Source organism: Pseudarthrobacter kochi (assembly GCF_055412805.1).
In genome coordinates, this window is the sequence record NZ_JBVAYV010000006.1 from 130448 (window position 1) to 145225 (window position 14778).

The 14778-nt window shown below is 67.4% G+C and carries 15 protein-coding genes; 4 read left to right on the plus strand and 11 right to left on the minus strand.

Features of this window, described 5'->3' with window-relative positions:
- Nucleotides 1–4: 4 nt before the first annotated feature.
- From zwf to pgl, 3 genes are read left to right on the plus strand one after another with little or no spacing between them, the layout of a single operon-like run.
- A complete protein-coding gene (zwf, locus tag ACZY0Y_RS05495; RefSeq protein WP_463881210.1) occupies nt 5–1579 on the plus strand; it encodes a glucose-6-phosphate dehydrogenase in 1575 nt (524 codons plus the stop codon).
- Nucleotides 1576–2517: a glucose-6-phosphate dehydrogenase assembly protein OpcA gene (locus tag ACZY0Y_RS05500; protein WP_463881212.1), complete on the plus strand. Its 942-nt coding sequence runs from the start codon at nt 1576–1578 to the stop codon at nt 2515–2517. The genes zwf and ACZY0Y_RS05500 overlap by 4 nt, the downstream gene beginning before the upstream one ends.
- The gene (pgl, locus tag ACZY0Y_RS05505) at nt 2507–3313 is read left to right on the plus strand and encodes a 6-phosphogluconolactonase (protein WP_463881214.1); all 807 of its coding nucleotides are present in this window, start codon (nt 2507–2509) and stop codon (nt 3311–3313) included. The genes ACZY0Y_RS05500 and pgl overlap by 11 nt, the downstream gene beginning before the upstream one ends.
- 48 nt (nt 3314–3361) lie before the next feature.
- On the opposite strand, the gene ACZY0Y_RS05510 is transcribed toward pgl, so the two are convergent.
- The 11 genes from ACZY0Y_RS05510 to ACZY0Y_RS05560 all read right to left on the minus strand — a co-directional run bounded on the left by ACZY0Y_RS05510 (nt 3362) and on the right by ACZY0Y_RS05560 (nt 13790).
- Entirely contained in the window at nt 3362–3742 is a 381-nt protein-coding gene (locus ACZY0Y_RS05510) for an RNA polymerase-binding protein RbpA (protein WP_463881216.1), read from the minus strand.
- 150 nt (nt 3743–3892) lie between these two features.
- A complete protein-coding gene (gene secG, locus ACZY0Y_RS05515; protein WP_463881218.1) occupies nt 3893–4150 on the minus strand; it encodes a preprotein translocase subunit SecG in 258 nt (85 codons plus the stop codon).
- A 49-nt stretch (nt 4151–4199) separates the two neighbouring features.
- Nucleotides 4200–5015, minus strand: coding sequence for a triose-phosphate isomerase (gene tpiA / locus ACZY0Y_RS05520; RefSeq protein ID WP_463957038.1), 816 nt, complete (start codon nt 5013–5015; stop codon nt 4200–4202).
- Nucleotides 5016–5096: 81 nt separating this feature from the next.
- Nucleotides 5097–6323, minus strand: a complete 1227-nt coding sequence (locus ACZY0Y_RS05525; RefSeq protein ID WP_463881224.1) for a phosphoglycerate kinase — start codon at nt 6321–6323, stop codon at nt 5097–5099.
- Nucleotides 6324–6333: 10 nt separating this feature from the next.
- On the minus strand, nt 6334–7344 hold the full coding sequence (gene gap / locus ACZY0Y_RS05530; protein ID WP_463881225.1) for a type I glyceraldehyde-3-phosphate dehydrogenase: 1011 nt from the start codon (nt 7342–7344) through the stop codon (nt 6334–6336).
- A gap of 282 nt (nt 7345–7626) precedes the next feature.
- The gene (locus ACZY0Y_RS05535) at nt 7627–8250 is read right to left on the minus strand and encodes a superoxide dismutase (protein WP_160665995.1); all 624 of its coding nucleotides are present in this window, start codon (nt 8248–8250) and stop codon (nt 7627–7629) included.
- A gap of 172 nt (nt 8251–8422) precedes the next feature.
- A complete protein-coding gene (gene whiA / locus ACZY0Y_RS05540) occupies nt 8423–9403 on the minus strand; it encodes a DNA-binding protein WhiA (RefSeq protein ID WP_463881228.1) in 981 nt (326 codons plus the stop codon).
- A gap of 10 nt (nt 9404–9413) precedes the next feature.
- Complete coding sequence (locus ACZY0Y_RS05545; protein WP_463881231.1) at nt 9414–10433, minus strand: gluconeogenesis factor YvcK family protein; 1020 nt, start codon at nt 10431–10433, stop codon at nt 9414–9416.
- On the minus strand, nt 10433–11356 hold the full coding sequence (gene rapZ / locus ACZY0Y_RS05550; protein WP_463881234.1) for an RNase adapter RapZ: 924 nt from the start codon (nt 11354–11356) through the stop codon (nt 10433–10435). Before rapZ ends, ACZY0Y_RS05545 begins: the two co-directional genes overlap by 1 nt.
- Nucleotides 11357–11471: 115 nt before the next feature.
- Nucleotides 11472–13499 carry an excinuclease ABC subunit UvrC gene (gene uvrC, locus ACZY0Y_RS05555; protein ID WP_463957039.1) on the minus strand — a complete coding sequence of 676 codons (2028 nt, stop codon included), beginning with the start codon at nt 13497–13499 and terminating at the stop codon, nt 11472–11474.
- Between the two features lie 72 nt (nt 13500–13571).
- On the minus strand, nt 13572–13790 hold the full coding sequence (locus ACZY0Y_RS05560; protein WP_463881239.1) for a dihydrofolate reductase family protein: 219 nt from the start codon (nt 13788–13790) through the stop codon (nt 13572–13574).
- A gap of 152 nt (nt 13791–13942) precedes the next feature.
- On the opposite strand from ACZY0Y_RS05560, the gene ACZY0Y_RS05565 reads away from it, so the two are divergent.
- Nucleotides 13943–14778: DUF222 domain-containing protein (locus ACZY0Y_RS05565; protein ID WP_463957040.1), on the plus strand; the 836-nt coding region annotated here is incomplete at its 3' end.

Genomic DNA, 14778 nt, shown 5'->3' on the forward strand with positions numbered 1-14778 from the left:
AACCATGCCAGAAAAACATAATGGCGGCAGCAGCTCCGCGACGCGTTCGGGAAGGTCCGGCCGCAACCCGCTCCGGGACCCGCGGGACCGCCGCCTGAACCGTATTGCGGGGCCGTCATCGCTGGTCCTGTTCGGGGTCACGGGGGACCTCGCCCGCAAGAAACTCATGCCGGCCGTGTACGACCTGGCCAACCGCGGGCTGCTGCCGCCGAGCTTCGCCCTGGTGGGCTTCGCCCGGCGGGAGTGGGATAACGAGGACTTCGCGGCCGAGGTCAAGGAAGCTGTCAAGGCCTACGCCCGCACCCCGTTCGACGAAACAGTGTGGACGCAACTCTCCGAGGGCATCCGCTTCGTGCAGGGCGAGTTCGACGACGACGACGCCTTCAAACGGCTCAGCGAAACCATTGACGAACTCGACGAGCAGCGCGGGACGCGCGGCAACCACGCGTTCTACCTCTCCATCCCGCCGAACGCCTTCGAACTGGTCTGCCGGCAGCTGTCCAAGCACGGCCTGGCCCAGGCCGAGGGCGACAAGTGGCGCCGGGTCGTCATCGAGAAGCCCTTCGGCCACAACCTGGAGTCGGCACGCCAGCTCAACGACATCGTTGAGTCGGTCTTCCCGCCGGACGCGGTCTTCCGGATCGACCACTACCTGGGCAAGGAGACGGTGCAGAACATCCTGGCGCTGCGCTTCGCCAACCAGCTCTTCGAGCCGCTCTGGAACGCGAACTATGTTGACCACGTCCAAATCACCATGGCCGAAGACATCGGCACCGGCGGCCGGGCCGGCTATTACGACGGCGTGGGCGCTGCCCGCGACGTCATCCAGAACCACCTGCTCCAGCTCCTGGCGCTGACCGCGATGGAGGAACCGATCTCCTTCAACGCCGATGACCTGCGTGCCGAGAAGGAAAAGGTCCTCGCCGCCGTCCGGCTCCCCGAGGACCTATCCTCGCACTCCGCGCGCGGGCAGTTCACCGGCGGCTGGCAGGGCGGCGAGAAGGTCGTCGGCTACCTGGCGGAAGACGGCATTCCCGCCGACTCCACAACGGAGACGTTCGCCGCGATCCGGGTCGACATCAACACCCGGCGCTGGGCCGGGGTACCGTTCTACCTGCGCGCCGGCAAGCGGCTGGGCCGCCGGGTGACCGAGATTGCCGTCGTGCTCAAACGCGCACCGAACCTGCTCTTCACGGACCACGGCGAGGACGACTTCGGCCAGAACGCCGTCGTGATCCGGGTCCAGCCCGACGAGGGTGCCACCATCCGCTTCGGGTCCAAGGTCCCGGGCACGCAGATGGAAGTCCGCGACGTCACGATGGACTTCGGCTACGGACACTCCTTCACCGAGTCCAGCCCGGAGGCGTACGAACGGCTCATCCTCGACGTACTCCTCGGCGAGCCGCCGCTCTTCCCCCGCCATGCGGAAGTCGAGCTGTCCTGGAAAATCCTCGATCCCTTCGAGGACTACTGGGCGGGTCTGGACGAACAACCCGAACCCTATGCCCCCGGAAGCTGGGGACCTGCCTCCGCCGACGAGCTCCTGGCCCGTGACGGACGAACCTGGAGAAGGCCATGATCGTAGATCTTCCCAACACCACCACTTCCAAGATCTCCAAGAAGATCATGGCCCTGCGCGAGCAGGGCGGTGTGATTGCCCTCGGCCGGGTGCTGACCCTCGTGGTCGTCACCAAGTCCGGGCTGGAGGAGGAGGCCATCGAGGCCGCCAACGAGGCCAGCCGGGAACATCCCTGCCGGATCATCGTCCTCGCCGACGCCGGAGCCGAGGCACCGACCCACCTTGACGCGCAGATCCGGGTGGGCGGCGACGCCGGTGCGTCCGAGGTCATCCTGCTCCGCGGCTACGGCGAACTCGCGGAGGAAAGCGAATCGCTCGTCGCGGCCCTGCTGCTGCCGGATGCGCCGATCGTGGCGTGGTGGCCGCACGGCGCCCCGAAGAACGCCTGCGAGACGTCCATTGGCCGGATCGCGCACCGCAGGATCACGGACTCGGCCAACGAGCCCGACCCGCAGCGCGCGCTGGAGAACATCCGCCGCACCTATAAGGCCGGCGATACGGACCTGGCCTGGACCCGCCTGACCAACTGGCGGATCCAGCTGGCCGCAGTCCTGGACCAGCTCGACGGCTCCCCCGTTACGGCCGTCGCCGTCGAAGGCGCCTCGGACTCCCCCAGCACGATCCTGCTCGCCGCGTGGCTGACGCTTGCACTGGATGCACCGGTGACGATTGTCGAGGACCCCGCCGGCACCGGGATCCGGCGCGTGCGGCTCACCCGCACCGGCGGCGACGTGCAGCTGTTCCGGCCGGGCCTCACTGTGGCGGAACTGAGCCAGCCGGGCCAGCCGGTGCAGCGCATCTCCCTGCCGCGCCGGAGCCTGAAGGACTGCCTGGCCGAAGAGCTCCGCCGTCTCGACCCGGACGAAGTGTTCGGTGAAGTGATTACTATTGGACTGCCACGTACCAATCTAAGGAGTGTCCGTCCCAGTGAGCGCTGACCCCAGAGTAAGCATCCATCCCGACTCGACCGTCCTGATGTCCGCCATCGCGGCACGCCTGATCACCAAACTGGTGGACATCCAGGACAAGCACGGCGAGGCGACGGTGGTGCTGACCGGGGGATCGATGGGCATCGGCTCGCTCAAGGCTGTGGCCGAGTCGCCGGCGGCTCCCGCCGTCGACTGGTCCAAGGTCAATTTCTGGTGGGGTGACGAGCGCTTCGTCGGCGCCGGGGATCCCGAACGCAACGCCCACCAGGCCCACGAGGCACTGCTCTCGCACATCAACGCGGACCCGGCGCGGATCCATGTGCCCGGTTCCACCGGGGACTTCGGCAGCCCCGAGGAGGCGGCCGCGGACTACGCCCGCCGGCTGGCGGACGCCGCGTCCGCTGAACACGCCGCGGACATGTCCGATGACCGGCCGGAGAAACCGTCCGCGCTCCCCCGCTTCGACATCGTCCTCCTCGGTGTGGGACCGGACGCGCACATTGCGTCGCTCTTCCCGGAACAGGCCGGCATCCGCGAGAAGGAACTCACCGTGGTCGGGGTCCGCAATTCCCCCAAGCCGCCGCCGCTGCGGGTTTCCCTGACCCTGCCCGCCATCAACACGGCGTCGGAAATCTGGATGGTTGTGGCCGGCGAGGACAAGGCCGGGGCAGTGGGCCTGGCCCTTGCCGGCGCCAACCCGGTGCAGGTGCCGGCAGCCGGGCCGCGGGGCCGCAAAGAAACGCTGTGGCTGATCGACGAAAACGCGGCCTCCAAGGTTCCGGCACAGCTGGTCCGGAAGGGCTAGTCCGCGCGGCTATCGCCCTGCGCTATCGCCCTGTGCTATCCCCCTGTGCTATCCCTCCGGGAAGGCCCGCCGGGCGCGCAGCCTCTCCAGTGCTCCGGCCAGCACGTCTTCGGCGTCCTGGCTGGAGCGCCGCTCTTTAACGTATTCAAGGTGGCTCTTGTAGCCTTCCGCCGGGATGTCCTCCAGCGCGAACTGCGCCTCGTCCCGGGTGGCTGTTCCGCCGCAGCGGCGGCAGTCCCAGACGCCGGGGATCTGGTCCTCGGGCAGCTGGGCGAAGACCAAGGGGGTCTCGTGGCCTTTGGCGCAGCCGTAGATCACTTGGATCCGGGGTGTCCGGGCCGCGGCGCCGTCGAGCGGCTCGTGGCGGGGCGAAGCCCCTTCTGTGGCTCCTACGCGGGTACCCCGGAATCCGGAGGCGGAATGCAGCATCGGGAACTCCTGGCTACTCGGCGGACGGACTGCGCATGCAATCAGCCATGCATGCAATCAGCCATGCATGTGATCAGGCACAGTGTAGTTCCGGAATTCCCGATGCGGGGAGGGCCACAGGACCCTTTATGAAGTTTTTTGGACAGTGTCCTAGGAGTCGCCGCCGCCGGTGAACCGCATGATCAGGCCCAGGCCGATGATCACGGCGCCCCAGGTGACGCCGAGGATGATGGTGAAGCGGTTCAGGTTCCGTTCGGCCACGCCGGAGGAACTGAGGCCCGAGGTCATGCCGCCGCCGAACATGTCGGACAGGCCGCCACCGCGGCCCTTGTGGAGCAGGATGAGCAAGGTCAGCAGAAGGCTGGTGATGCCCAGGAGGACCTGCAGGATGACATGAAGAACGTCCACGACGGCCTTTCAGAAGATTTGGATTGCGGGGGCCACTACGGTGTCCGGACTAATCCGTCAGCAGGTGACTCTCGAACCTGACAATATTAGCAAACTCGGCGGCATCCAGGCTGGCACCGCCGACAAGCAATCCGTCCACGTCGCGTTCCTTGAGGATCGAGGCGGCGTTGTTGGCCTTGACGGAACCGCCGTAGAGGAGCCGGGTTTTGTTGGCGACGTCTGCACCGAAGAGCGTGGCGAGTTCGGCCCGGATGGCGGCGCACATTTCCTGCGCATCCTCGGGACCGGCAACTTCGCCGGTGCCGATGGCCCAGACCGGCTCGTAGGCGACGACGAGCTCGGCGGCCTGCTCGGGCGTGAGGCCCGCGACGCCGGCGCGGAGCTGCGCGAGCGTGTGGTCCACATGCGTTCCGGCGTGCCGGATTTCGAGGCCTTCACCGGCGCACAGGACGGGGGTGATGCCGTGACGGAAGGCAGCCTTGGTCTTGGCGTTCAGCTCCTCATCGGTCTCGTGGTGGATGGTGCGGCGTTCGCTGTGGCCGACCAGGACGTAGCTGCAGCCAAGCTTGGCCAGGAACTGCCCGGAGATGTCGCCGGTGTAGGCGCCGGAGTCGGCCGGAGAGAGATCCTGGCCCCCGTAGACAACCTTGAGTTCATCGCCCTGGACCAGGGTCTGGACTCCGCGGAGATCAGTGAACGGCGGGAAAACAGCAACCTCCACCCGGCTGTAGTCGTGCTTGGCGTCGGACAGGGTCCATGCCAGCTTCTGCAGCAGGGTGATGCCCTGGACGTGGTCCATGTTCATCTTCCAGTTGCCTGCAATGAAGGGCGTGCGGTCGAATTTTCCGTTGGTTGACGTGGTCACATGGTCTCCAAAAGTTCGTAGCAGTGGAACAGCCGGAAGGGCGCCCCGTCCGGGGACAGGGCGCCCTGCCGGCTGGAGGGTCTAGCGGTCCAGGACGCTCAGGCCCGGGAGTTCCTTGCCTTCAAGGTACTCCAGGCTGGCGCCTCCGCCGGTGGAAATGTGCCCGAACTGGTCATCGGCAAAGCCGAGCGTCCGGACGGCGGCAGCGGAGTCGCCGCCTCCGACAACGGTGAATGCGCCCGTCTCTGTCAACGCCTGGGCGATGGCTCTTGTGCCGGCGGCAAACGCCGGGAACTCGAACACACCCATGGGTCCGTTCCAGAACACCGTCCTGGCGCCCCTGATCCGTTCCGCGAAAGCGGCGGCGGATTCCGGTCCGATGTCCAGGCCGATGCCCTGGGCGCCGAAGCTGCTGCCTTCAATCGCGTCGGCGCGCACCGTTTCATGCCCGGCGTCGGCGGCAAACTTGCTGGCCACGACGACGTCCGTGGGAACCACGAATTCTGTCCCGGCGGCCGCCGCCCGATTGAGGTAGTCCTGCACAACAGGGATCTGGTCCTCTTCCAGCAGGCTGCCGGCCACCTTGTGGCCCGCGGCGGCGAGGAAGGTGAACAGCATGCCGCCGCCGACCAGGATGGTGTCCGCCTTGCCGATGAGGTTCTCGATCACGGCGAGCTTGTCCGAGACCTTGGAACCGCCGAGGACCACGACATAGGGGCGCTGCGTGTCGGTGGTGAGCTTGCGCAGCACCTCGACTTCGGTGCGGACCAGGTCGCCCTGGTAGGACGGCAGCCGGGTGGCGACGTCGTACACGCTGGCATGCTTGCGGTGCACGGCACCGAAGGCATCGTCCACGAAGGCACCGTGGGAACCGGTGAGGGCCACCAGTTCGTCCGCGAACGCGCCGCGCTCGGCGTCGTCCTTGGACGTCTCGCGGGCGTCGAAGCGCACATTTTCGAGGATGAGGGCTTCACCGTCCTGCAGCGCCGCGGCGGATGCCTTGGCGGACTCCCCGACGGTGTCGTCCGTGAGGGAGACTTTGAAAGCGGCAAGCTCGGCCAGCCGCGCCGCGGCGGGCTTGAGCGAGTACTTGTCCTCGGGCGCGCCCTTGGGGCGGCCGAGGTGTGCTGTGACCAGCACGCGGGCACCGGCGTCCGTGAGCTTCTCCAGCACTGGCAGGGAGGCCTTGATGCGGCCGTCGTCAGTCACTGTTGAGCCGTCGAGCGGCACGTTCAGGTCACTTCTGACCAGAACGTACCGCCCGCGGACACCATCAGCGATCAGTTCGTTGAGGGTGTGGAATGTCATGGGTCTTACCCTAGCCCAGCTTGGCTGCGACAAGCTCCGTGAGGTCCACGAGGCGGTTGGAGTAGCCCCATTCGTTGTCATACCAGGCAACAACCTTGACCTGGTTGCCGATCACCTTGGTCAGGCCGGAGTCGAAGATCGAGGATGCCGGGTCGCCCACGATGTCCGAGGAGACGATCGGCTCGTCGGTGTAGGTCAGCAGGCCCTTGAGCTCTGCGGATTCGGAGGCGGCCTTGAGGACCGCGTTGACTTCCTCGACGGTGGTTTCGCGGGAAACGACGACGGTCAGGTCCGTTGCGGAGCCGGTGGGGACGGGCACGCGGATGGCGTAGCCGTCGAGCTTACCCTTGAGTTCCGGGAGGACCAGGCCGATCGCCTTGGCCGCGCCAGTGGAGGTGGGGACCATGTTGATGGCGGCGGCACGCGCACGGCGGAGGTCCCGGTGCGGGCCGTCCTGCAGGTTCTGGTCAGCGGTGTAGGCGTGGATGGTGGTCATCAGGCCGTGCTCGATGCCAAAAGCGTCGTTAACAACCTTGACCAGCGGGCCGAGGCAGTTGGTGGTGCAGGAGGCGTTGGAGATGATGTGGTGCGCGGCGGGGTCGTACAGCCCTTCGTTGACGCCCATCACGATCGTGATGTCCTCGCCCTTGGCGGGGGCGGAGATCAGGACCTTCCTGGCGCCGGCATCGATGTGCTTCTGCGCGTCGGCGGCCTTGGTGAAGAAGCCAGTGGACTCGATCACGATGTCAACGCCGAGCTCGCCCCAGGGCAGCTTGGCCGGATCGCGCTCGGCGAGGACCTTGACGGTCTTGCCGTCGACGACGATGTTGCCGTCCTTGACCTCGATGCTCTCCTTCAGGCGTCCGCCCACGGAGTCGTACTTGAAGAGGTGGGCCAGTGCTTCCGGGCTGGTGAGGTCGTTCACGGCCACGATCTCGAGGTCCGCCCCCTGGGCAAGGGCGGCGCGGAAGTAGTTGCGGCCAATACGGCCAAAGCCGTTGATACCAATACGGGTGGTCACGTTTTCAGTCTCCTTGGTGCTCTTGCAAGCACGACTAGTTGAGAAGGCGCTCAAGCCAACTAACAGATCCCGCACGCCATTGGGCAGAGATGATTACCAGATCGGAGGGCGACCAGCCACATTGCTGAAGGCTAACCGCCTTCCGTGACCCATCTTACGTTTAACTTGGTCTGCCCCCGCAAGTGTGGGGGCAGACCGTCCACGATTTGAGCCGAACGGCACGAGTTGTGAACTTTGTTACAGTCGCGTGAACTGCGTCACGCAGGAAAAGCGGCTGCTCACTTAGAGCGTGATGAGGCCGGTGGCGTTCTTGCGGGCAGCGTCAAAGCGCTTGGCGACGTCGGCCCAGTTCACGATGTTCCAGAACGCCTTGACGTAGTCGGCCTTGACATTGACGTAGTCCAGGTAGAACGCGTGCTCCCACATGTCCAGCATCAGCAGCGGGGTGGTGCCGAGCGCGACGTTGCCCTGCTGATCGTAGAGCTGCTCGATGACCAGGTTGCCGCCGATCGGCTCGTAGGCGAGGAAGCCCCAGCCGGAGCCCTGCAGGCCGAGGGCCGCGGCGGTGAACTGGGCGCGGAAGGCATCGAAGGAGCCAAAGGCGTCATCGATGGCGGCCGCGAGCTCACCTTCGGGCTTGTCGCCGCCGTCCGGGGAGAGGTTCTTCCAGAACACGGAGTGGTTGATGTGGCCGCCGGTGTGGAACGCGAGGTCCTTGGAAAGGCGGTTGATGTTGGCGAAGTCGCCCTTGTCGCGTGCCTCGGCCAGCTGGGCCAGGGCGTTGTTGGCGCCGGCAACGTAGGTGGCGTGGTGCTTGCTGTGGTGCAGCTCCATGATCTTCGCGGAGATGTGGGGCTCCAACGCTGCGTAGTCGTAGTCCAGTTCGGGCAGTACGTACTCGGTCACAAAATCCTCCAATGTCGTGGACTGGTTGTCCGTTTGGTAACTCTCGGATTGTGCATCCGGATGTGTTGGCACCCGGAAGTCTCTGGATCGGAATCCAGTGGGCATAGCCTCCGGTCCCCCTGAGGTATTCCCGCAGGCCCGATCCGATTCTGCAGTTGTTTCTGGGGAGAGGCTACTCGTCCAGCATTTCCGGCGTCACATTGGCTTCCGTGCCGGGGATGCCGAGGTCCTGGGCGCGTTTGTCCGCCATCGCCAGGAGGCGGCGGATCCGGCCGGCGATGGCGTCCTTGGTCATGACGGGGTCCGCTAGACGCCCGAGCTCATCCAGGCTGGCCTGTTTGTGCGCGACACGCAGTTCGCCGGCGTATTTGAGGTGGTCCGGGACGTCGTCGCCGAGGATTTCCAGGGCACGGTCCACGCGGGCCCCGGCGGCGACGGCAGCCTGCGCCGACCGCCGCAGGTTGGCGTCGTCGAAGTTGGCCAGCCGGTTGGCGGTGGCACGGACTTCCTTGCGCATCCGCCGTTCCTCCCAGACCATCAGCGCATCGTGGGCGCCCATCCGGGTCAGCAGTGCGGCGATCGTGTCGCCGTCGCGGATGACCACGCGGTCCACTCCCCTGACCTCCCGGGCCTTGGCCTGGATGCCGAGCCGGCGGGCAGCGCCGACGAGGGCCAGGGCTGACTCGGGACCGGGGCAGGTGACCTCCATGGCGGAGGAACGTCCGGGTTCCGTCAGGGAGCCATGGGCCAGGAAGGCGCCGCGCCAGACCGCCTCGGCATCTGCGGCGGATCCGTTTACCACCACGGACGGCAGCCCGCGGACCGGCCGTCCCCGGGTATCCAGCAGTCCGGTCTGGCGGGCGAGGGCTTCGCCGTCGCGCACCACCCGGACGACGTAGCGGCTGCCGCGGCGCAGGCCGCCGCCGGACACGACGATGATTTCGCTCTGGTGCCCATAGACCTCGGCGATGGCGGCACGGAGCCGCCGCGCGGTCGAGGCGAGGTCTACTTCGGCCTCGATCACGATCCGGCCGGAGATGATGTGGAGTCCGCCGGCGAAGCGAAGCATGGCGGACACTTCAGCCTTGCGGACCGAGGACTTCTTGATGTCCAGCCGGGAAAGTTCTTCCTTGACTGATGCTGTCAGTGCCATGGCACCTTTCCTACCTGTTCCCGAAAATGTCGTGGTACGCCGTTGCCAGACGCAGCGGGTCGTGGATCGGCCGGCGGCTCGACGCCCCCACTTTACCCAACACCACCTCGGCGCCGAGCATCCCGGCCGCCTGTTCGAAGTCGGCGAGGTCGGTTACGGACGCCGGATCGGCCAGGACGACGTCGATCGTGAAGTCCGGCGCGTACTCCCGGAGGACCCGCAGATGGTCGGCGGCGGACATTCCGAGGGTTTCTTTGGTGTCCGTGGCGAGGTTCATGGTGAGGCACCGGCGGGCGGCCGTGTTGCAGAGCGCCTCGCGCATCTCCGGCAGTAGCAGGTGCGGCAGCACGGACGTGTACCAGGAGCCCGGGCCGAGGATGACCCAGTCGGCCAGTTCGATCGCGGTGAGCGCCTCGATGCAGGCGGGGGCGTCCTCGGGCAGCAGCCGGACGCGTTCCAGTGAGCCGGCCACTGCGCACTTCGCCTGGCCGGTCAAGGTCTGCAGCGCCGAGCTGCCGTCCGGGGCGGAGACGCGGACCTGGCCCTCGATGGTCAGCGGGACGCTGGACATCGGCAGGACCTCCCCGCGGGCGCCCAGCAGCGCGCCGGCCCATTTGAGGCCCGCCACGGTGTCGCCCAGGAGCTCCCAGAGCGTCACGATCAGCAGGTTGCCCATGGCGTGCTCGTCGAGGGAGCCGCCGCGGCCTTTGCCGGGCGCGAAGCGGTGCTGCATCACGTCGCGCCAGGTGCGGCCCCAGTCGGTGTCGTCACAGAGCGCGGAGAGGGCCATCCGGAGGTCTCCGGGCGGCAGGACGCCGTACTCCTCGCGCAGCCGCCCCGAGGATCCGCCGTCGTCCGCTACCGTGACGACGGCGGTCAGCTCGGACGTGAGCAGGCGCAGCGCGGACAGCGAGGCGGAGAGGCCGTGGCCGCCGCCGAGCGCAACGACAGAGGGGCCCTTGTCCTGCTGGCTGCCGAAGGCGGCGCTGGCCGCCGGGACGAGGGGCAACGGCCCGGTGAGCAGCGCCATTATTCGCGGCCCAGGTCCCGGTGGGTGGTGGTCACGGTGACGCGCGGGTACTGCGCGAGCCGGCGGGACAGCTCGACGGCGACAGCAACGGAGCGGTGCTTGCCGCCGGTGCAGCCCACGGCAATGGTGGCGTAGTGCTTGTTCTCGCGGCGGTAGCCGTCCAGGACAGGCTCGAGGGCCAGCACATAGCGTTCCACGAAGTTACTGACGCCTTGTGCCGCCAGCACGTAGTCGCTGACGTCCTTGTCCAGCCCGGTGTGCGGACGAAGTGCCGGCACCCAGTGCGGGTTGGGGATGAACCGTGCGTCGGCGACGAAGTTGGCGTCTACCGGCAGCCCGTATTTGAACCCGAAGCTCATCACGTTGAGTCGTAGGGCCACGGGGCCCGTTTCGCTGAACAGTTCGGTGATCGCGGTGGCGAGTCCGTGGACGTTCAGCGCGGAGGTGTCCAGCACAATGTCGGCGGAGGTGCGGAGTTCGTGCAGCAGCTCGCGTTCGGCGGCGATGCCGTCGAGGATCCTGCCGCCGCCCTGCAGGGGGTGGGGGCGCCGGCCCTGCTCGAACCGGCGGACCAGGACGTCGTCGTTCGCGTCCAGGAAGAGCACCCGGAATCCGATGCCACTGCTTTCCAGGTTGCGCAGGGCGGTGCGGATGTCCGCGAACAGTTCCTTGCTGCGGACGTCCATCACGACGGCGAGCTTCGAGATGGAACCCGGGGCGTGGGACACGATTTCCGCGAGTGTGCCGAGCATCTGCGGGGGAAGGTTTTCCACGACGTACCAGCCGTGGTCCTCCAGTGCGTCCGACGCAGTACTCCGGCCGGCTCCCGACATGCCGGTCACTACGAGCAGTTCCGCCTCAACGGGTTTGACCGGCGTCATGCCGTCCGTCTCCGTCCCGGATCCTGCCGTCGACTCTGCCATCAGTGAAGCCCCATTCTGCTGTGCTCTAGTTCTGCAAGGAAGCGTCCGCGGTGTGATGAATCACCGCGCGTGCCGATTCCCAAGTCCTTACCCTAGCTAAGTTTCCCGGTGCTAGCTAAGTCTCCAGGATTTCGCCGGTGGTCATGTTGATGGCGGGGACGGTGGCGGAGCCGGCGTCGTCAGTGAAGTGCCGGACGATCGCCTCCGCCAGGGACGGGCCGATCCCCCTGGCGCCGGTGAGTTCCTCGGCGCTGGCCGCCTTAATGCTTTTGACCGAGCCGAACTGGGCGAGCAGGGCCTTGCGCTTGGACTCGCCAAGGCCGGGCACACCGTCGAGCGCGGAGACGGTCATCGCCTTCCCGCGCTTCTGCCGGTGGAAGGAGATCGCGAAGCGGTGGGCCTCGTCGCGGATGCGCTGCAGCAGGTACAGCCCGGCGGACGCCCTCGGCAGGATCACCGGGAAGTCGCTGTCCGGCAGCCAGACCTCTTCGAGCCGTTTGGCGAGCCCGACGACGAACACATCGTCGATGCCCAGCCCGGCCAGGGCGCGGGCGGCCGCGTTGACCTGGGGCTTGCCGCCGTCGACCACCACAAGATTGGGCGGGTAGGCGAATTTTGTCCGCGGCGCCGGGGTGGTGGTGTCGGCGACGGCAATGGAGGACGACGGCGCGACGGCGGCGTCCGCCGCGGCGTTGAGCATGGCCTGGTGGCCCGGCTGCCGGGCGGCGTCGGCCTGGACCGACGTCTCCTGCAGGTAGTTCCGGAAGCGCCGGGTCAGGACGTCATGCATGGCCGCCGTGTCGTCCGTCGCGGCGGCGCCGGTGACGGAGAACTTCCGGTAGTCGGACTTCTTCGGCAGGCCGTCCTCGACCACCACCATGGAGCCGACGACGTTGGTGCCCTGGACGTGGGAGATGTCGTAGCATTCGATCCGCATCAGCGCGACGGGTAGCTCGAGGGCCTCCTGCAGTTCCTGCAGCGCCTGGGACCGCATGGTCAGGTCGCCTGCACGCCGGGATTTATGCAGCTTGAGGGCATGTTCGGCGTTGTCCCGGACAGTGGAGAGCAGTGCGGCCTTGTCGCCGCGCTGCGGCACCCGGATGTCGACCCTTGCCCCGCGCAGACCGCTGAGCCATTGCGCCAGCTCGGCCGCATTGCTCGGCTCCGTCGGGACGAGGACCTCGCGGGGCAGCCGGCCCTGCAGTCCGGCCTCCTCGCCGTAGACCTGCTGGAGCAGATGCTCGACGAGGTCCGGGGTGGTGGAGTCCTCGACCTTTTCGACCACCCAGCCGCGCTGGCCCCGGATCCGGCCGCCGCGGACGTGGAAGACCTGCACGGCGGCCTCGAGCTCATCCTCGTGCAGGGCAAAGACGTCGGCATCGGTGCCCTCGGCCAGGACGACGGCGTTCCGTTCGAACACCTTCTTGAGCGCGACGATGTCGTCTCGGATCCGCGCGGCCCGCTCGTAGTCCAGTTCCGCCACGGCGGCGGCCATGTCCTTCTCCAGCCGGGTGACGAAAGGCTTGGCCTCGCCGCCCATGAACGTGCAGAAGTCCTCGGCCAGGGCGCGGTGGTCCTCGGCGGAGATGCGGCCGACGCACGGTGCCGCGCATTTGTCGATGTAGCCGAGCAGGCAGGGCCTGCCGCTGGCTTCGGCCCGCTTCAGGACCCCGGCGCTGCAGCTGCGGACCGGAAAAACGCGCAGCAGGGTGTCCATGGTGTCCCGGATGGCCCCGGCGGTGTAGGGGCCGAAGTAGCGGGTGCCCTTGCGCCGCTCGCCGCGCAGGACCTGGACGCGCGGGTACTTCTCCCCCATCGAGACGGCGAGGTACGGGTAGCTTTTGTCGTCCCGGAACATCACATTGAACCGGGGCTTGAATTCCTTGATCCAGGTGTATTCGAGCTGCAGCGACTCGAGCTCGCTGCCGACCACGGTCCACTCGACGCTGCTGGCCGTATGGACCATGGCATACGTTTTGGGCAGCAGCCCTGCCGGGTTGGCGAAGTACGAGTTCAGCCTGGACCGGAGGTTCTTGGCCTTGCCGACATAGATGACCCGGCCGTGCGGGTCGCGGAAGCGGTACACGCCCGGATTGGTCGGAATCTCACCCGTCTGGGGTCGGTAACTCGCTGGATCTGCCACGGTTCAAGTCTACTGAGCCTGCAGCCGTGCCCGGGACGGTGCGGGCTGGTGGGGCGCGGGCCGGTCCGTCTTTCAGGTGCGGTTCGAGTAGTGGAGCAGGACCACGCCGTTGCCGAACGTCCGCGTCCCCTCGAGCCTGAGGTCCATCCGGACACCATGGGGCTCGAACAGCGGCCGGCCCTGCCCCGGAACGACGGGATGGACGAGACTTCGAAATTCGTCGATCAGGTTGTGCCGGATGAAAGTGGAGGCCAAAGTGGCGCCGCTTAGGGCGATGTCGCCCTTGCGCACTTGAGGACCCCCGGTGGCGACTGTGGGCGGGGTGCCCGCCGTCGTACGTTCCAGTGAAGCACTGAGGGATCGGGCGGAACAGGACATCATGTATCCGACGCAAATCCGCTACGGCCCCCTTTCTTGTCAGTGCCTCCCAATAGTCTGGGTGTATGGAAAGCACGGACTGGAGTGCCGATGGCAGGGCGGCTGTGGCGGCTGTCGCGGTGTTGACTGCGGCGCTGGATCCCGTCGCCGGGGCCGGCGCTGACGGCGGTGGTCCGTCCGTGGCCGGTGTCGGCCGGGAGGCTGGTCCGTTGGGGGACGATCCGTTGCGGGAGCTGGCGGATGATTGCCTGGACGGCCTGGCCGAGGTCGCCCGGCTGGAGGCCAGGACTGCGGCGTTGAAAGTCAGGCTGGGCGCGGCCTATCTGCGGGCCACCGATGCCATGGCGGCCCCGGCGGCGGCACCGCATGACGCTAAGTGCCAGGAGATGGCGGTGACGGCGGAGGTCGCCTGTGTCCTGACCGTGAGCGAGCGGACCGCGGGAGCCTTCCTGTCCGAGTGCGTGGCGCTGACGCGGGGTTTGCCGCTGACCCTCGCGGCACTGGCGGCCGGGAGAATTTCGTGGGCGCACGCGAGGGTCATGGTGGACGAAACCAGCAGCCTGGACCCGGCCGGGACGGCGGCGCTGGAGGCGCACTTCCTGGACCCTGACGCGCCCGACCCGGCCCGGGGCTGCCCGGCCGGGGAGCTCGTTCCGTCCCGGTTCCGGGCCAAGGCCCGCACCTGGCGCGAACGCCACCACCGGGACAGCATCGAGACACGGCACACCAAGAGCGCTGCGGACCGGCGGGTCGAGTACCGCCCGGACTCCGACGGGATGGCCTGGTTCTCCGCGTACCTCCCGGCCGATACGGCCGCGGGGATCTGGGCCCGGACCACGGCCGCCGCCCGGGCCCTCCAAGGACCGGGAGAGGCCAGGAACCTGACCCAACTCCGCGTCGA